At 71.7% G+C, this 18,059-nt stretch carries 14 protein-coding genes; 11 read left to right on the plus strand and 3 right to left on the minus strand.

Annotation, left to right across the window (positions count from 1 at the left end):
• Nucleotides 1–18 precede the first annotated feature (18 nt).
• The 3 genes from ACGF3I_RS10925 to ACGF3I_RS10935 all read left to right on the plus strand — a co-directional run bounded on the left by ACGF3I_RS10925 (nt 19) and on the right by ACGF3I_RS10935 (nt 1,983).
• Nucleotides 19–711, plus strand: a complete 693-nt coding sequence (locus ACGF3I_RS10925) for a response regulator (RefSeq protein ID WP_393130620.1) — start codon at nt 19–21, stop codon at nt 709–711.
• 129 nt (nt 712–840) lie between these two features.
• Entirely contained in the window at nt 841–1,239 is a 399-nt protein-coding gene (locus ACGF3I_RS10930) for an OB-fold nucleic acid binding domain-containing protein (RefSeq protein ID WP_393130371.1), read from the plus strand.
• 3 nt (nt 1,240–1,242) lie between these two features.
• Nucleotides 1,243–1,983: a DUF3159 domain-containing protein gene (locus ACGF3I_RS10935; RefSeq protein ID WP_393130373.1), complete on the plus strand. Its 741-nt coding sequence runs from the start codon at nt 1,243–1,245 to the stop codon at nt 1,981–1,983.
• Nucleotides 1,984–2,142: 159 nt separating this feature from the next.
• Here ACGF3I_RS10935 and ACGF3I_RS10940 read toward each other — a convergent pair whose 3' ends face one another.
• Nucleotides 2,143–2,811 carry a TrkA family potassium uptake protein gene (locus tag ACGF3I_RS10940; protein WP_053725471.1) on the minus strand — a complete coding sequence of 223 codons (669 nt, stop codon included), beginning with the start codon at nt 2,809–2,811 and terminating at the stop codon, nt 2,143–2,145.
• Nucleotides 2,811–3,479: a potassium channel family protein gene (locus tag ACGF3I_RS10945; protein ID WP_393130375.1), complete on the minus strand. Its 669-nt coding sequence runs from the start codon at nt 3,477–3,479 to the stop codon at nt 2,811–2,813. The genes ACGF3I_RS10940 and ACGF3I_RS10945 overlap by 1 nt, the downstream gene beginning before the upstream one ends.
• 227 nt (nt 3,480–3,706) lie before the next feature.
• On the opposite strand from ACGF3I_RS10945, the gene ACGF3I_RS10950 reads away from it, so the two are divergent.
• From ACGF3I_RS10950 to ACGF3I_RS10965, 4 genes are all read left to right on the plus strand, one after another.
• On the plus strand, nt 3,707–5,752 hold the full coding sequence (locus ACGF3I_RS10950; protein ID WP_393130377.1) for an APC family permease: 2,046 nt from the start codon (nt 3,707–3,709) through the stop codon (nt 5,750–5,752).
• Between the two features lie 136 nt (nt 5,753–5,888).
• On the plus strand, nt 5,889–7,259 hold the full coding sequence (locus tag ACGF3I_RS10955; RefSeq protein ID WP_393130379.1) for a class I SAM-dependent RNA methyltransferase: 1,371 nt from the start codon (nt 5,889–5,891) through the stop codon (nt 7,257–7,259).
• 827 nt (nt 7,260–8,086) lie between these two features.
• Nucleotides 8,087–8,533, plus strand: a complete 447-nt coding sequence (locus tag ACGF3I_RS10960) for a hypothetical protein (RefSeq protein ID WP_393130381.1) — start codon at nt 8,087–8,089, stop codon at nt 8,531–8,533.
• On the plus strand, nt 8,530–9,828 hold the full coding sequence (locus tag ACGF3I_RS10965) for a 7-cyano-7-deazaguanine synthase (RefSeq protein WP_393130383.1): 1,299 nt from the start codon (nt 8,530–8,532) through the stop codon (nt 9,826–9,828). The genes ACGF3I_RS10960 and ACGF3I_RS10965 overlap by 4 nt, the downstream gene beginning before the upstream one ends.
• Before the next feature lie 257 nt (nt 9,829–10,085).
• On the opposite strand, the gene ACGF3I_RS10970 is transcribed toward ACGF3I_RS10965, so the two are convergent.
• Nucleotides 10,086–10,454, minus strand: a complete 369-nt coding sequence (locus ACGF3I_RS10970) for a hypothetical protein (protein ID WP_393130385.1) — start codon at nt 10,452–10,454, stop codon at nt 10,086–10,088.
• A gap of 587 nt (nt 10,455–11,041) precedes the next feature.
• Between ACGF3I_RS10970 and ACGF3I_RS10975 the strand changes: the two genes are divergently transcribed.
• The 4 genes from ACGF3I_RS10975 (at nt 11,042) to ACGF3I_RS10990 (ending at nt 18,043) form a co-directional block, all read left to right on the plus strand.
• Nucleotides 11,042–12,859: a fatty acyl-AMP ligase gene (locus ACGF3I_RS10975; protein ID WP_393130387.1), complete on the plus strand. Its 1,818-nt coding sequence runs from the start codon at nt 11,042–11,044 to the stop codon at nt 12,857–12,859.
• The gene (locus ACGF3I_RS10980) at nt 12,853–14,709 is read left to right on the plus strand and encodes an acyl-CoA dehydrogenase (RefSeq protein WP_393130389.1); all 1,857 of its coding nucleotides are present in this window, start codon (nt 12,853–12,855) and stop codon (nt 14,707–14,709) included. Before ACGF3I_RS10975 ends, ACGF3I_RS10980 begins: the two co-directional genes overlap by 7 nt.
• Nucleotides 14,710–14,789: 80 nt before the next feature.
• Complete coding sequence (locus ACGF3I_RS10985) at nt 14,790–15,059, plus strand: acyl carrier protein (protein WP_393130391.1); 270 nt, start codon at nt 14,790–14,792, stop codon at nt 15,057–15,059.
• The gene (locus ACGF3I_RS10990; protein WP_393130393.1) at nt 15,059–18,043 is read left to right on the plus strand and encodes a type I polyketide synthase; all 2,985 of its coding nucleotides are present in this window, start codon (nt 15,059–15,061) and stop codon (nt 18,041–18,043) included. The genes ACGF3I_RS10985 and ACGF3I_RS10990 overlap by 1 nt, the downstream gene beginning before the upstream one ends.
• Nucleotides 18,044–18,059 lie beyond the last annotated feature (16 nt).

An 18,059-nucleotide genomic window follows, 5' to 3' on the forward strand; every position in this document is an offset into this window, starting at 1 on the left:
AGAAGGCAGGTGTCCCAGATGACCCGGGTGCTCGTGGTCGAGGACGAGCCGCAGATCGTGCGCGCGCTCGTGATCAACCTCAAGGCACGCAAGTACGAGGTGGACTCCGCCGCCGACGGCGCGAGCGCCCTCCAGCTCGCCGCCGCCCGCCACCCCGACGTGGTCCTGCTCGACCTCGGCCTGCCCGACATGGACGGCGTCGAGGTCATCCGCGGACTGCGCGGCTGGACCCGCGTGCCCATCCTGGTGCTCTCCGCCCGCCACACCTCCGACGAGAAGGTCGAGGCGCTCGACGCGGGCGCCGACGACTACGTCACCAAGCCCTTCGGCATGGACGAGCTGCTCGCCCGGCTGCGTGCGGCGGTCCGCCGGGCCGAACCGGTCGGCGGCGCGGACGGCGCCGACGACGTGGTGGTGATCGAGACCGAGGACTTCACCGTCGACCTCGCGGCCAAGAAGGTCAACCGCGCGGGCCGCGACGTACGCCTCACGCCCACCGAATGGCACCTCCTGGAGGTCCTGGTGCGCAACACCGGCCGCCTGGTCAGCCAGAAACAGCTGCTCCAGGAGGTGTGGGGGCCCTCCTACGGCACCGAGACCAACTATCTGCGGGTCTACATGGCCCAGCTGCGCCGCAAACTCGAGGGCGACCCCTCGCACCCCCGTCACTTCATCACCGAACCCGGCATGGGCTACCGCTTCGAACCCTGACCCCGCCCGCCTCCCCGGCCGCGCGCGCCCGCGCGGCCGACCCGGCTCACACGCGTGCTGTAGCGCCGCCGTACGGACGCTGACCACAGGTTTTGATCCGGGGGATGTGCTCCCCGGTACGCTTTCTGTATGAGTGCTGACCTTCGAACCGAGAAGCCCGCGGGGCGCCTGCGCCGGATGCTCGACCGGCTGTCCACCTCGCAGGAGGACCTGCACTCCGCGGAACTGCAGGAGGACACGCAGGCCACGGGGTGCACCAGCATCTCCGAGTGCAGTGACCGCCAGATAGTGAAAGTCACTGGTACCTTGCGGACCGTCACGCTGCGCCCGCGGGCGGGTGTGCCGGCGCTGGAGGCCGAGCTCTTCGACGGCACCGCCCCGCTGGACGTGGTGTGGCTCGGACGGCGCTCGATCGTGGGCATCGAGCCGGGCCGCAAGCTCATCGCTTCGGGCCGGATCTCCCTCAGCCACGGGCGGCGCGTCCTGTTCAACCCCAAATACGAACTGCGACCGCTCGGACAGGAGTAGCCGGTGACGTCAGTCGACAAGCCGACCACCACCCCCACCGCCACCACGCCGCCCGCCGACGCGAAGGCCGTCACCGAGGCCGCGCTCTTCGAGGCGTTCGGCGGGGTGCGCGGCATGGTGGAGACGGTCCTTCCGGGACTGCTCTTCGTCACGATCTTCACCGTGAACAAGGACCTGCACGTCTCGGCGATCGCCGCCCTCGCGGTGTCGCTGCTGCTCGTCGCGGTCCGCCTGGTGCGCAAGGACACGATGAAGCACGCCTTCAGCGGCGTCTTCGGCGTGGCCTTCGGCGTGGTCTTCGCGATGGTCACGGGCAACGCCAAGGACTTCTACCTGCCGGGCATGCTCTACACCCTGGGCATGGCGCTCGCCTACATCGTCACCACCCTGTGCGGCGTGCCGCTGATCGGCCTCATCCTCGGTCCGGTCTTCAAGGAGAACCTCTCCTGGCGCACCCGCAACCCGGGCCGCAAGAAGGCGTACGCCAGGGCCAGTTGGGCCTGGGGCCTGATCCTGCTCGCCAAGTGCGCGATCCTCTTCCCGCTGTACTGGTGGGCCAACACCTCCCAGCTCGGCTGGGTCCTGATCGCGCTGAAGATCCCGCCGTTCCTGCTCGCGGTCTGGCTCACCTGGGTCTTCCTCGCGAAGGCCCCGGCGCCGATCGACGTCTTCGCCGAGATGGAGGCGGAGGAGGCGGCCGAGAAGGCCCGCAAGGCCGCCGCCCGCGGCGAGGCGGGAGCCTGACCCCGCACGCGCCCCTCCCGTACGCGGCACGCCGGGGCGGTACGGCCCGCACGCGTCCCTCCCGTACGCGGCCTGCACCCGAGCGGTACAGCACCCGCACAGCACGGCGAAGGGCCCGCGACCTCACGGTCGCGGGCCCTTCGGCCGTTCCTCGCGGGCTCAGCCCTCGCGGCGGACCGACAGCAGGTCCTCCAGCTGCTCCTCGCGCGCCTGGGCGGCCACGAACAGGAGCTCGTCGCCCGCCTCCAGGGTCTCCTCCTGGCTCGGCGTGAGCACGCGGGTACCGCGGATGATGGTGACCAGCGAGGTGTCCTCGGGCCACGCCACATCGCCCACCTGCGTGCCGGCCAGCGCCGACTCCGGCGGCAGCGTCAGCTCGACCAGGTTGGCGTCGCCGTGGCTGAAGCGCAGCAGCCGTACCAGGTCGCCGACGCTCACCGCCTCCTCGACCAGCGCCGACATCAGACGCGGGGTCGAGACGGCCACGTCCACGCCCCACGACTCGTTGAACAGCCACTCGTTCTTCGGGTTGTTGACCCGCGCCACCACCCGCGGCACCCCGTACTCGGTCTTCGCGAGCAGCGAGACGACCAGGTTCACCTTGTCGTCGCCGGTGGCCGCGATGACCACGTTGCAGCGCTGCAGCGCCGCCTCGTCGAGCGAGGTGATCTCACAGGCGTCCGCGAGCAGCCACTCCGCGAGCGGCACCCGCTCCACCGAGATGGCGGTGGGCGCCTTGTCGACCAGCAGCACCTCGTGCCCGTTCTCCAGGAGCTCGCCCGCGATGGAACGCCCCACCGCGCCGGCCCCGGCAATCGCCACGCGCATCAGTGACCGCCCTCCTCGGGACCCTGGGCGAAGGCCGCCTCGACCTTTTCGACCTCGTCGGTCCGCATCATGACGTGCACGAGGTCACCCTCCTGCAGGACGGTCTGGGACGTCGGAAGCACCGCTTCGCCCAGCCGGGTGAGGAAGGCCACGCGGACGCCGGTCTCCTCCTGGAGCTTGCTGATCTTGTGGCCGATCCACGCGGCCGAGGTGTGCACCTCGGCGAGCTGCACGCCGCCGCTCGGGTCGCGCCACAGCGGCTCGGCACCCGAGGGCAGCAGCCGGCGCAGCATCTGGTCGGCGGTCCAGCTGACCGTGGCGACCGTGGGGATGCCGAGCCGCTGGTACACCTCGGCACGCCGCGGGTCGTAGATCCGCGCCGCCACGTTCTCGATGCCGAACATCTCGCGCGCCACCCGGGCCGCGATGATGTTGGAGTTGTCGCCGCTGGAGACCGCCGCGAACGCGCCGGCCTCCTCGATGCCCGCCTCGCGCAGGGTGTCCTGGTCGAAGCCGACGCCGGTCACCCGCCGTCCGCCGAAGCCCGAACCCAGCCGACGGAAAGCGGTCGGGTCCTGGTCCACCACCGCGACCGTGTGCCCTTGCTGTTCCAGGGCCTGCGCGAGAGCGGCTCCCACGCGCCCGCAGCCCATGATGACGATGTGCACGTCCCCTTACCCCGCACTCCTGGTCGCCCCGATGACCTGCGCAAACACCCTGCTCACTACTTCCTTCTCGGCTAGCCGGGCAACAGCGTGGCAACAGAAATCCACGTTGCCGCGAGACGAGCTTATGCGGCATGCCCCGGGATGCACTCACGCAGTGCCCCACTGGCGGACGCCGCCCGGGGGAGGCGGGTGCGCCTTATTCGGACAGAGCGCTTACGATCCTCTGCGTGTCCAAACTGACCGACGTGCCCAAACGGATCCTGATCGGCCGGGCGCTGCGCAGCGACAAGCTGGGAGAAACGCTCCTCCCCAAGCGCATCGCACTCCCCGTCTTTGCCTCCGACCCGCTCTCGTCCGTTGCGTACGCGCCCGGAGAAGTCCTCCTGGTGCTTTCCGTGGCGGGTGTGTCGGCGTACCACTTCAGCCCCTGGATCGCGGTCGCGGTCGTGGTGCTGATGTTCACGGTGGTCGCCTCCTACCGGCAGAACGTGCACGCCTACCCGAGCGGCGGCGGCGACTACGAGGTCGCCAACACCAACCTCGGACCCAAGGCCGGGCTCACCGTCGCCAGCGCCCTGCTGGTCGACTACGTCCTGACGGTCGCCGTCTCGATCGCCTCCGGCATCGAGAACCTCGGTTCCGCGATCCCGTTCATCGTCGAGCACAAGGTGCTGTGCGCGGTCGCGGTCATCGTCCTGCTGACGCTGCTGAACCTGCGCGGCATGAAGGAGTCGGGCAAGCTCTTCGCGATCCCGACGTACGTCTTCGTCGCCGGCGTCTTCATCATGATCGCGTGGGGCGCCTTCCGCGGGATCGTGCTCGGCGACACCATGAAGGCACCGACCGCCGACTACACCATCAAGGCCGAGCACCAGGGCCTCGCCGGCTTCGCCATGGTCTTCCTGCTGCTGCGCGCCTTCTCCTCCGGCTGCGCCGCCCTCACCGGCGTCGAGGCCATCAGCAACGGCGTCCCCGCCTTCCGCAAGCCGAAGTCGAAGAACGCGGCCACCACGCTGGCGCTCATGGGCGGCCTCGCCGTCACCATGTTCTGCGGCATCATCGCGCTCGCCATGAGCACCCATGTGCGCATGGCCGAGAAGCCCGGCGAGGACCTGCTGCACAACGGCGCCCCGGTCGGCTCCGGATACGTCCAGAACCCGGTCATCTCGCAGGTCGCCGAGGCTGTCTTCGGGCACGGCAGCTTCCTGTTCGTCCTGCTCGCCGCGGCCACCGCGCTCGTCCTGTTCCTCGCCGCGAACACCGCCTACAACGGCTTCCCGCTGCTCGGCTCGATCCTCGCCCAGGACCGCTACCTGCCCCGCCAGCTGCACACCCGCGGCGACCGCCTCGCGTTCTCCAACGGCATCGTGCTGCTGGCCGGTGCCGCGGTGCTGCTCGTGGTGATCTACGGCGCGGACTCGACCCGTCTGATCCAGCTGTACATCGTCGGCGTGTTCGTCTCCTTCACGCTCAGCCAGACCGGCATGGTGCGCCACTGGAACCGCCACCTGGCCACCGAGACCGACCAGGCCAAGCGCCGCCACATGATCCGCTCGCGCGCGATCAACGCGTTCGGCGCCTTCTTCACCGGCCTCGTCCTCGTCGTCGTCCTCGCCACGAAGTTCACCCACGGCGCCTGGGTCGCGCTGCTCGGCATGGTGATCTTCTACGGAACGATGACCGCGATCCGCAAGCACTACGACCGGGTCGCCACCGAGATCGCCGCCCCCGACGAGCCCTCGGACGACAGCCTGCGGCCCTCGCGGGTGCACTCGATCGTCCTGGTCTCCAAGGTCCACCGCCCCACCCTGCGTGCCCTCGCCTACGCCAAGCTGATGCGCTCCGACCAGCTGGAGGCGCTCTCGATCTCGGTCGACCCGGCCGAGACGAAGGCCCTCAAGGAGGAGTGGGAGCGGCGCGGGATCAACGTCCCGCTGAAGATCCTCGACTCGCCCTACCGCGAGATCACCCGGCCGATCATCGAATACGTACGGGGCCTGCGCCGCGAGAGCCCGCGCGACGCGATCAGCGTCTTCATCCCCGAGTACGTCGTCGGCCACTGGTACGAGCACCTGCTGCACAACCAGAGCGCGCTGCGGCTCAAGGGCCGCCTCCTGTTCACGCCGGGCGTCATGGTCACCTCCGTGCCCTACCAGCTGGAGTCCTCCGAGGCCGCCAAGAAGCGGGCCCGCAGGCGCGCGGACTGGAACGCGCCGGGCGCGGTACGTCGCGGCCCGGTGGCCCGCCCGAAGGAGCCGAGCAACAAGGGGTGAGCGGGGCGCGGGTCCCTGCGTGGATCCGCGCACCGTCGCACTCGTGGCGGGCGGCCGGGCGACACCCACGTAGACTGGTGGGCTGTTCACCCGGCCGCCCGCCGTTTGCCCCTCCCCACCCTGGAGTCACCCACCCATGCAGCAGAACGCATCCGAGCCGTCGGCAGCCGAGCCGACGGCACCCGAGCAGTCGCTGTCGTCGCTGGTCGGGGAGGAGTACGAGGTCGAGGTAGGGCCGGTGGCCCACGGCGGCCACTGCATCGCCCGCACCGCCGAGGGCCGCGTCCTGTTCGTACGCCACGCCCTGCCCGGCGAGAAGGTACTGGCCCGCGTGACGGAGGGCGAGGCGGACTCGCGCTTCCTGCGCGCCGACGCGGTGACGGTCATCGAGGCGTCCAAGGACCGGGTCGAGGCCCCCTGCCCCTACGCCGGCCCCGGCAAGTGCGGCGGCTGCGACTGGCAGCACGCCAAGCCCGGCGCTCAGCGCCGCCTCAAGGGCGAGGTCATCGCCGAGCAGCTCCAGCGGCTCGCGGGCCTGACCCCGGAGGAGGCCGGCTGGGACGGCACGGTCATGCCCGCCGAGGGCGACAAGCTCCCCGCGGGCGAGGTCCCCGCGTGGCGCACCCGCGTCCAGTACGCGATCGACGAGGACGGCCGCGCGGGCCTGCGCAAGCACCGCTCGCACGACGTGCAGCCGATCGACCACTGCATGATCGCGGCCCCCGGCGTCTCGGAACTGGGCGTCGAGAAGCGGGAGTGGCCGCAGCTGGCGTCGGTCGAGGCCATCGCGTCCTCGGGCTCGCACGACCGCCAGGTGGTCCTGACCCCGAAGCCGGGCGGCCGGCTGCCCCTGGTCGAACTGGACAAGCCGGTGTCGGTCCTGCGCGTCGAGGAGAAGGACGGCGGGGTGCACCGCGTGCACGGCAGGGCCTTCGTCCGGGAGCGCGCCGACGGCCGCACGTACCGCGTCGGCATGGGCGGCTTCTGGCAGGTCCACCCGCAGGCCCCGGACACCCTGGTGAAGGCCGTCATGCAGGGCCTGATGCCGCGCAAGGGCGAGATGGCCCTCGACCTGTACTGCGGCGTCGGCCTCTTCGCCGGCGCGATCGCCGAACGCGTCGGAGAGACGGGCGCGGTGCTCGGCATCGAGTCCTCCAAGCGCGCCGTGGAGGACGCCCGCCACAACCTGGCCGACCTGCCGCGGGTCCGCGTGGAACAGGGCAAGGTCGAGCAGGTCCTGCCCCGCACGAAGATCACCGAGGCCGACCTGATCGTCCTCGACCCCCCGCGCGCGGGCGCAGGCAAGCAGACGGTGAAGCACCTGGCAGCCCTCGGCGCCCGCCGCATCGCCTACGTGGCCTGCGACCCGGCAGCCCTGGCCCGCGACCTGGCGTACTTCGCGGAAGCGGGCTACAAGCCGCGGACGCTGCGCGCTTTCGACCTGTTCCCGATGACGCACCATGTGGAGTGCGTGGCGATTCTGGAGCCGGTGGCGAAGGGCGCCTGACCTGCGGTTTTGTTGATGTGCATTATGTGCACTGTGGGCGTTACGGGCGGTATCTCGACGCTGAAATGACGCTCGTGACGCCCACTTGGCGTTCGTTCTGATGGGGCGTCAGGTTCCCTGCGTGGCTGGTCGATTGGCTCGCTGACCATGTGACTGTTGCAGGATGTTCGGGGGCGTGACGCTGCGGGGCGTTGATCGTCGTGGGTGGTGCGCCCGCATCGCCAACTGGCACAAGGCTTGATTCCGCCAGTCCCGCTCCCGTCTCGTCCAGGTGCCATTTTTGCCTGCCTGTCACCCTCGGTGCGGGCAGTGCCCCCCATGTACGCATGCCAGGTACTCAGGGTGACGCTTGAGATCGTGCTGCGCTCGCAGCGGTGGCCTTCGTAGTGGCTGACTCGTGCTCTATCTGGAGCATGTCCGGCCTGGTGCTATGGCAGAGGCGCGGGGCAGACATCGGGGCAGGGGGGTGTCGCATGGGTACATCCTCACGCTGGGAGGGGCCGAAGGGCGGTCGGTGGGCTGTTGCCAGTGGACGACTGACGCGTTGGCCACGACGTGAACCGTGGAACGCAGATCAGCAACTGGCCGAGTTGGATGAGATCGCTGGGGACTACCTGAGTGCCTTGCACGAAACCCTCCGCGCCGATGCGTCGGCGTTTGGGTTGTACGACACGGCATGTGCAGCCGGTGAACGGCTGGCCGGAGTGCTGGGCTCGTTGGCTGAGGAAGGGGCGCGGTCGGAGAACTTGCTGATCGCGCGACTGGTCTCGGAAGTCGGCGGAGACGGCGGTACGTTCGCCGACGCTGCCGTACGTCGAGGGTTGGCGGTGGCTGTTCGTGATGTGCGAAAGAAGCACCCCGAGCTGGACGACGCCATGGGTTCCGGCGCCGCAGGAGGCGGCTTCGCCTGGGACATCCTGTGCGATCTCTACCAGGTGTTCTTCGCCGACCTGGTGGGGCAGTTCCTGAAGTCCGTGGTCGCCGAGCACGTCAAGCTGGCCGTGCCGGTACTTGTCGTGGCCGATCCCGAGGGGAAGATCGCCGACTGGGTTGCTGAGAAGGTGCTGGACCTGGTCCCGAACCCCTGCGAGGAGTCCGCCGAGGCGACGGAACTCGCGAAGGCGGTCGGTGCCGCCGAGTCGGTGATCGGCATGGCACAGGATCCGGCAGCCGTACTCCCCAAGATCGCCGAGAAGCTGGTGCCGGGAGCCGTCGGCAGGGTGCTCGGTCTGATCACCGAAGAGGCCATCGGTGCCGAGGGAGCCGTGGCATGACTACCGGTTCGGAGCTCGCCGTGTGGTGGCGTGAGCCTGGGGGAGATCGGCCTCCTGCGGGGTGGTGGACGGAGGTCGGCGAAGGCTCTTTCCGGGAGAACGAGCATCGCATCACGGGACGGCACCGGTTACCGGGCTACGTACCGGACTGGGCCGAGGACTTGTTCCGAGTGGCCAGGGCCGCCTTCATCGCCGACAAGTACACACGGCGCGCTGTTGCACGAGATCGGTGGACCCGCCGTATCCGGCTTTCCGTGCCCGTCGCGGCGTACGAGACCTGGCGGGGCGCAGACACCAGGCTGGCCGCACTCCTCCAGATCCTCACCGCGGATCTGTGGGAGGTGGAGCTCCGCCCTCTTGTCGGGCATCACGTTCAGGAGGCAATGTCCGATTCAGAGGATGTGCGGGCGGGCGAAGTGTCCACCCTTTCAGGTGGGTTGGACTCCCTGAGCTGGGCCGCCGTACGTGCGCGGGCCGGTCTCTCGACGCCGATGCTGCTGGTGATGTTCAGCGAGGGCAACAACCTGGTGGGGCTTCAACGACGCGTGTATGAATCCGTTGAGCGATTGCCCGGCGGGCGGCCGCTGATGTTGCTTGAGATGAGCCAGACCCCGAGCGGACAGCGGTTGGAGCCTTCGTCGCGCACGCGGGGACTGCTGTATGCGGCTGGCGCCGTTCGTGCTGCGGCCGCGCACGGAGTGGGCACCGTCCATGTTCCCGAGAACGGGCAACTTGCCCTCAACCCGCCGTTGACGCCGGCGCGTTCAGCTGCTTGCTCGACCCGTTCCGTTCATCCGTGGACGCTGGCTCGCCTGAATGAGCTGATCGTTGCGGTCGCGGGTTCCCGGCGGGCAGTACAGGTGGCCAATCCTTGGGCGTGGATGACGAAAGGTGAGGTCTGCAAGGCCGGAAGCGGCGCGGGTCTTTCCGTGGCGGATCTGGAAGCGACGCTGAGCTGTGGAAAGTCGCCGACCAACTACCGCGGAGGGCCGCCCAACTGCGGAATCTGTTTTCCCTGCCTTGTGCGTCGCTCCGGGCTGCTGTTCGCGCACGAGGGTGACAGCACCAGATATCAGGACAGCCCGTGGTCGAGTGAAATCTCTGTGGAGCGCAGGAAGAACTGGCGGGCATTGCAGCGGTGGCTGCTGAGTCCGTACACCTTGAGTGATGTGCTGACCGATGTTCCGCTGCCGCCGGATACCGATCCGGTGGCAGCATTCGACTTGATCATGCGTGGGCGGGGTGAACTGACCCGGCTGTTGGGCATGGCCGGTGAGGACGCTGTGGCGGCGTAGTCGACCGCAGGCGGACAGGGCGTGCGCAGCGTGCACGGCAGTGAAAGGTTCCGTCGAACTACTTGAGGCGTGCCGTCTCTGCGGCCGTGGGTGGGGCGCGGGGTTCTGGGTGGCGACGTCCAGGTCCTGGTTGGGGCGGTCGACGAGCTGGTGGGCCTGGGCGGCGTAGCCGCCGGTCAGCACCAGCGGGTAGGGCGAACCGAGGGCGAGGACGTCTTCGAGGAGCCGGGCGTGCAGCTCCGGCATCGGTGGCTTCTTCACGCGGCGGTGGCCCGGCCGGCTTCACGCAGCTCGGGGAAAGCGCCCTCCCAGGCGTCGCGGACGGCGGTGCCGATCAGGGTGCGCAGAGTCGGCCATAGTTCGATGAGCAGGTCGGCGTCGAGGAAGCGGCACAGGTCCTCGCGCATGCCCTCGGACAGCACCGTGCGGTACAGGCCCATCCGTAGCCGCGGCCGGTCCAGGTCGAAGGAGCGCAGCCCGGACCAGGCCACCGTCAGCGGCAGCTCGACCACACCGTGCACCGGCCCGCGTAGCTCGTCCAGGGAGCCGGGCAGTCGCCGGACGAACTTGATCCGGTACGGGTCGGCGACACCCGGGGCGAGTGCGGCGGCTTCGGAGAGCGACATGGGGTCGATTATCCCTGATCGAGGCCCGCTGACGGGGATGGTCCGACGTCCAGGTCCGGATTGCTCGGGGATATGGCGACAGAGGGGCGGAGCGGGGATCGGTCTGCCCGCCGTGACGCACGTTTGACGCACGTTTGACGCACGTCCTGACGGGCGTCAGCTGGTTGTTTGCGCAGGCGACGGGCGGACAATCGTCACCTGCGGAAAGCTCGTCGGTCCGCGGGCCTGACCACGGCCTGTATCCGCCCACCGTGCTCGACCCGCAGGTAACCCGTACGACGAACGTCCTGGACGCCGCCACCTCCACAACGAGACGGGGTATTTCGCCTCAGCTCCCGCTCAGCGCCTGCACCCGCCCCGCTGAAATGGCGCCTCGGGGGCAGTCGCAGCAGCCGTGCGCAGGGTCTGAGAGGGGTCCCGGATCGTGCCTGCCGAACGGCGTCGCGGGGGCTGGCCGGACTTGTGGGGGGTCGTCGGGGTGGGCGCCTAAGCGGAACTTTAGGGCGGGGTTCGAACATCGGACGGGTCGGGAACCGGCGGTCGCGTCGGGGCCGGGCCTGTCCGTTGATCGTCGCGAGGGGGAAGCGATGCCGAACCAGGTCACATTCACCGAGGTCGTACGCGAGAGAGCCGCGCGGCTCGCCGGCGAGGTCGCTCACGTCGAGCTGCCCGACCGGGGGCCCGCGCGTCGACTGACCTATGAAGAACTGGACTTGGGGGCGCGCAGGATTGCGTCCGTGCTTCAGGCGCGCGGCGCCCAAGGGGCCCCCGTGCTGCTCCTCTACGGATCCACCGCCGAGTTCCTCGTCGCATACGTCGCCTGCCTGTACGCCGGTGCGGTGGCCGTGCCCGCGCCGCTGCCCGGCGGCGGACCGCACGCCCGTCGCACCGACCGGGTGTCCTCCGTCCTGCGGGACACGGGGGCCCGGCTCGTACTGACCGAGCAGGAGAACGCTCCCGCGGTGTCCCAGTGGCTGGCGGCCACGCTCACCGAGGGGGTGGCCTGCCTCGCCACCGACCTGCCGGGGCTGGGGGACGCCGATGCGTGGCAGCCCGTCCGCAGCGGGCCGGACGACCTCGCGTTCCTCCAGTACACCTCCGGTTCCGTGTCCGACCCGCGCGGGGTGATGGTCAGTCACCGCAACCTGATGCACAATCAGGCCCTGCTCCAGGAGGTGCTGCGCTCCACCTCGGCCGACCGGTTCGGCGGCTGGCTGCCGCACTTCCACGACATGGGGTTCATCGCCCATCTGCTGCACCCGATCTGGCTGGGCGGCATGTCGGTGCAGATGCCGCCCGCCTCGTTCGTCAAGCGGCCGATGCGCTGGCTGCGGGCCATCGAGGAGTACGGCGTGACCGTCGGCGGCGGCCCCAACTTCTGCTATGACCTCTGCGTCGACCGGATCCGTGACGACGAGATCGCCCAACTCGACCTCTCCCACTGGCGGTTGGCGCTCAACGGTGCCGAGCCCGTACGCGAGGCGACCATGGCGGCCTTCGCCGAGCGCTTCGCCCCCGCCGGGCTGCGGGCGGAGGCCATGTACCCGTGCTACGGGCTCGCCGAGGCGACCCTCCTGGTGTCCGCCGGCACCCCCGGCACCCTGCACGGCGCCCGGCGCGCCGACCAAGTCGCCCTGGAGGAAGGGCGTTTCATGGACGTCCGGCCCGGGACGACCGCCCGCACCCTGGTGCCCTGCGGGCCGGCCACCGGCTACGACCTGCGGATCGTGGACCCCGACGACCGCCGGGAGGTGGCGCCCGGGGTGGTCGGCGAGATCTGGCTGCGCGGGGACAGCGTGGCGGCCGGCTACTGGCGCCGCCCCGCCGAGACCGAGGCGACCTTCCGCGCCACCCTGGCCGACGGGGAAGGCGGATTCCTGCGCACCGGCGACCTCGGGACGGTGGAGGACGGACGGCTGTACGTGACCGGGCGGCTGAAGGAGCTGATCATCCTCAACGGCCGCAACGTCTATCCGCAGGACGTCGAATGGGCCGTGCGCGGCATCGCGCCCGCGCTCAACTCCGGTGTCGGCGCGGCCTTCTCGGTCGACGCGGGCGGCACGGAGCAGCTCGTCCTGGTGCAGGAGGTCAAGGCCGCCGAGAGCGACGCGGAGAACCTGCGCGCCCTGGTGCGCCGGATCGTGGAGCGGGTCGGCGCCGAGTTCGGCGTGCCGGTCGCCAACGTCGTGCTCGTGCGCTCCGGGGTGATCGGCCGCACCACCAGCGGGAAGATCCAGCGCACCCTGATGCGCAAGCTGTTCCTGCGGGGTGAGGTGCGCGCCGACCACGAGCTGCTCGACCCCGCCGTGGCCGCCCTGGTCCGCTCCCGCGATCTGGACGCCGGCCTGGACCTGGGCGAGGACCTGCTCACCCCCGAGCCGGCCGGCGGTGGCGGCCGGTGGTGAAGGGCCGACTGCTGCCGTGGTCCGGGCCGCGTCCCGGGGGCCCGGACCGGGGTTCCGGGGAGGGCTCGGACGTTGCTACGGCCCCCGGTGCGACCCCGGGGCCGGGCGCAGGGGGGACCCCCGGCCCGGCCCCGGGTTCCGGCGAGGACGCACGCACCCGGGCCGCCCGGCTGGAGCGCGCCCTCGGTGACCCGGCGGACCCGGCCAACCCCTTCGGATACGCACGCCTGCTCGCGGCCGACCGGGCCGCCGAGCGCTTCACCGGGGGAGAGGAACTCCTCGACGGGCTGGGGGTGTTCAGCGAGTTCGTACCCGTGGAGCTCGGCGGTCGCCTCGACGCCTTCGAGAACCTCGTGGCCGTGCTGCGGCCGGTGTTCCGGCGCGACGTGGGGCTGGGCCTGGGGTACGGGGCGATGAGCTGGATGGCCGCGTCCGACGTCTGGATGACGGGCACCGAACGCCAGCGGACCTGGCTCGCGGACCTCATGCTGGCCGGGGGCAAGGCGGCCATCGCCCAGCACGAGACGGCGCACAGCAACGACTACGTACGCAGCCAGGTCACCGCGCGCCCCGAGGGTGGCACGCTGGTCCTGAACGGCGCCAAGCCGATGATCAACAACCTGGAGCGGGCCCGCGCCCTCGTCCTGTTCTGCCGCACCGATGCGGCTCCGGGCAGCCGGAGCCACTCCGCGCTGCTCCTGGACCCCGCCGCGCTGCCCGCCGACCGGGCCGTCATGCTGTCCCGCCACCTCGCCGTGGGGTTGCGCGGCTGCCGGTTCGCCGGGCTCGAATTCACCGACTGCCCGGTGCCCGCCGAGGCGCTCCTGGGGCCGCTCGGCAGCGGGGTCGCCACCGCGTTGCGCTCCTTCCAGGCCAGCCGTACGGTCATCTCCGCGCTCGCGGTCGGGGCGGTGGACACCGTCCTGCGGACCGCCGTCGGCTTCGAGGAGTCGGCGCGCGCCCATGCGGTGGACGGGTCGCGCGGCGATCCGGACCGCCCCGGCGCCACCACCGGTGCCCTGGTCAACCTGCTGCTCTACGACGCCCTCGCCGTCGTCGCGCTGCGCGCCCTGCACCTGCTTCCCGAACAGACCAGCGTGTTCTCGGCCGCGCTCAAGTACCTGCTGCCCAAAGTGCTCACCGAGACCATGTACGACCTGTCGACGGTGCTCGGTTCCGGGATCTACAGCCGGGAGGGAACGCTGGGGATCTTCCAGAAGCACGTACGCGACGTCCCCGTGCTGAGCCTCGGGCACGCGGGCTCCGCCGCCTGCCAGGCCACGATCATCCCGCAGCTCTCCCGGCTGGCCCGCTCCTCCTGGTTCCGTGAACAACCGCCGCCCGCCGCCCTGTTCAGACCCTGGGGCCCGCTGCCTCCGCTGTCCGCCGAACGTCTCGTCCTCGCCTCCGGGCGCGACTCGCTGATCGCCTGCCTGCCGGCGATCGGTCCGGAGATCACCGGGGACGACCCCTGTGTACGGGCGCTGGCCGCGCTGGCCCACGCGCTCACCGCCGAATTGCGCGAACTGGGCGACCGCGTACGCGCCCTGGACGACGGCGGGCGCGCCACGCTGCCCACGGCGGCCGGGTTCGCGCTGGCCGACCGGTACGCGCTGCTGCTGGCGGGGGCGGCCGTGCTGGGCGTCTGGTACCACGCCCGCGACGGCGGGGACCCCTTCCTGGCCGACGCGGCCTGGGCGGCGGCCGCCCTGCACCGGGTGGCCCGCCGGCTCGGGGCCAGGGTGCCCGCCCTGCCGCCCGCGTGCGAGGCGCGCGTACGGCGCGAGCTCTGGGTCCGGTTCGGCGCGCAGAACAGCTACGACCTCTACAACGCCCCCGTGCACGGCTGACCCGGGCCGCCACCCGGCCCCGCCCCCGCTTCCCGTACGGCCCGCAGCCCCGGCTCGTCGCCCGCCGAAGGAGACCACCGATGACCGCCCCCGTTCAAGTCACCCTCGCGACATGGCTGTTGGACCGCGCCGCGCTCTATCTGCGCCGTCCGGCCGCCACCATCGACCCCCGGGTCCCGCTCGCCGAGTACGGCATGGACTCGGTCATCGCGCTCAGCCTGTGCGGCGACCTGGAGGACGAGTTCGGGTACGAGGCGGAGCCGATGCTCCTGTGGGACCACCCCACTCTCGAAGGCCTGCACGCCCACCTGGTCACCGTGCTGCCCGCGCCCCACGGACGGAGGGACTGATGGATCCCGTCGCGGTCGTCGGCATCGACTGCGTCTTTCCCGGCGCCCACGGCGTGACCGCCTTCTGGGACCTGCTGATGCGCCGGGGCGAGGTGACCGGCGAGGTGCCCGGGGAGCGCTGGCGCGCCGAGGAGTTCCCCGGCGTCTCGCGGGGCGGCTTCGCCGAGGACATCGACGTCTTCGACCACTCCTTCTTCGCGGTGCCGCCCCGCGAGGCCGCGGCCATGGACCCGCATCAACGGATGCTGCTGCAGTGCGCCTGGCGCGCCATCGAGGACTCCGGCACGGCGCCCACGGCGCTCGCCGGGTCCAACACCGGTGTGTTCGTGGGCGTCATGGGGGGCGAGTGGGGGCGGCTGACCATGGCCGACCACCGCGCGGTCACCCCGCAGCTCGGCGCGGGCAGCAGCGCCGGGATGATCGCCAACCGGGTCTCGTACCACCTCGACCTCGGCGGCCCCAGCATGGCGGTGGACACCGCCTGCTCCTCCTCGCTCGTCGCCGTGCACCTGGCCGTCAACGCGCTGCTGTCGGGGGAGTGCGACACGGCGCTCGCCGCCGGGGTGAACCTGGTGCTCTCCCCGGCCATCGGCCTGGTCTACGAGCAGATGGGCCTGGCGGCCGCCGACGGGCGGTGCAAGCCCTTCAGCGCCGAGGCCGACGGCATCGGGCGCGGCGACGGCGTCGCGGTGGTGGTGCTGCGCCGGCTCGCCGACGCGGTGGCCGACGGCAGCCGGATCTACGCCCTGATCCGGGGCACCGCCGTCAACCAGGACGGACGCAGCAACGGGGTGACCGCGCCGAGCCGCTGGTCGCAGCAGCGGGTGCTGGAGGCGGCCCACCGGCGGGCGGGCGTCACCGCCGCTCAGGTCCGGTTCGTCGAGACGCACGGCACCGGCACGGTGCTCGGTGACGCGATCGAATGCGCGGCCCTCGGGTCGGTGCACGGGGTGGACCGTGAACAGCCCTGCGCCATCGGCTCCGTGAAGGGCAACCTCGGGCACACCGAGGGCGCCGCGGGGCTCGCCGGACTGATCAAGACCGCGCTCGCGCTGCACCACCGGATCGTGCCCGCCAGCCTCTTCGCCGAGCGCGAGAACCCTCGGCTGCGCCTGGCCGAGCGGGGCCTGCGGCTGCTGAAGTCGCCGCTGCGACTGCCGCGCGACGAGTCCTTCGCCGGGGTCAGCAGCTTCGGCATGGGCGGCACCAACGCCCACGCCGTGCTGTCCAGCGCCCCCCGGCCGCAGGCCGTGCGGCCGGGCGACCGCGGGACGGCGGCGGCCGGGGTGTTCACCCTCACCGCCGACTCGCCCGAGGGCCTGCGCCGCAACCTGGCCGCGCAGGCCGCGGCCCTGCACGGGCGGCCCAAGGGGCCCGCGGCACCCCTGTGCTGGAGCTCCGCCCGCGCCAAGACCGGCCTGTCCCACCGCTACGCCGTCACCGCCCGCGACACCGACGAGCTGGCCCGGGCGCTCGACCGGGCCGCGGCCGAGGGGGCCGCGGGCTGCGGCCGGCCCAGCTCCTGGTCGGCGCCCGTCGTGGCGTTCCTCTTCACCGGGCAGGGCAGCCAGTACCCCGGCATGACCGCGCGGCTGTACCGCGAATCGCCGGCCTACCGACGCCACTTGGACGCAGCCGACGCCGAACTCGCGCCGCACACCGGGTACTCGGTGCGCGAGCTCATCCTGACCGGCGACCAGCGGATCGGCGGGACCGCTTACGCGCAACCCGCCCTCTTCGCCGTCGGTTACGCGCTGTCCGCCACCCTCACCGAGCTGGGCGTGCGCCCCGCCGCAGTGCTGGGCCACAGCGTCGGCGAGTTCGCCGCCGCGGTGACCGCCGGTGCGCTCGACCTGGGGGACGCCGCCCGGCTGGTGGCCGCCCGCGGGGCACTCTTGGGTGAACTGCCGTCGGACGGAGCCATGTTGGCGGTCCGGGTCGGGCGCGAGGAGCTGGCCGCACTGCTCGCGGCGGAGCCGGGCGTCTCGCCTGCCGCCGTCAACGGCCCGGACGACGTGGTCCTGTCGGGCGGAGCCGCGGAACTTGCCCGGATCGCCCGGGTGCTGAGCGAACGGGGCGTGCGGACACGGCCGTTGGAGGTCTCGGGCGCCTTCCATTCGGCCGCCCTCGCCCCCGTGCTGCCGCGCCTGCGGGACGCCGCGCGGGAGCTGCGCGCCGGGCGCCCCGCTGTGCCCTTCGCCTCCACGCGCTACGGGCGGATGCTCCGCGAGGAGCCGCTGGACGCCGAGTACTGGGCGGCCCAGGCGGCACGGCCGGTGCTCTTCGGCGACGCGCTCGGCGGCCTCGTGCGCGAGGTGGGGCCGACGCACCTGCTGGAGCTCGGGCCGCGCCCGCAGCTGCTGGCCCTGGCGGGCCGGGCCGGGGCCGCGCACGGCGCGGAGTTCCTGCACCCGTGCCCGGGGCCCGAGGCGGGCGGCCGGGAGCTGGCCGAGGTGGTGGCCCGGCTCTACACGGCCGGCCTCGACCCGGACTGGGACGTGCTGTACCCGCCGCGGGAGCGGCGGTTCGAGCCGCTGCCGCCGTATGTGTTCGCCCCCGAGCGGTGCCTCCGCCAGGAGCGGGTGCCGGCGGCAGCCGTGGTCGGCGGTTCGGGGCCGGCCGGTGGTGAGCGGGGCGGTGGCGGCGGGGCCCGCGCGGAACGGGCGCGCGACGCGTCCGGGGCCGCCGGCCCGGCATCCGGCCCGGCATCCGGCGACGGGGACCCCGTCCTGACGGCCGTGCTCGACGCGGTCCTTGAGGTCGGCGGTTACCGGGCCGAGGAGGTCGGGCCGGCCACCCGGTTCTACCAGGACCTCGGCTTCGACTCCGTGATGATCATGCAGCTCAAGGACCGGATCGAGACCCGGCTGCCCCGGCTCGGGACGGTGTCCGTCCCCCGGATGCTTCCCGCGTTGCACTCGGTCGGCGTCCTCGCGGAGTTCCTCGCCGGTCAACTGGCCGCGCGGGCGGCCCCGGTGCGATGAGCGGCTCGCGTGCGAC

Origin of the sequence: Streptomyces sp. NPDC048111 (genome assembly GCF_043202815.1) — a bacterium.
GTDB lineage: Bacteria > Actinomycetota > Actinomycetes > Streptomycetales > Streptomycetaceae > Streptomyces.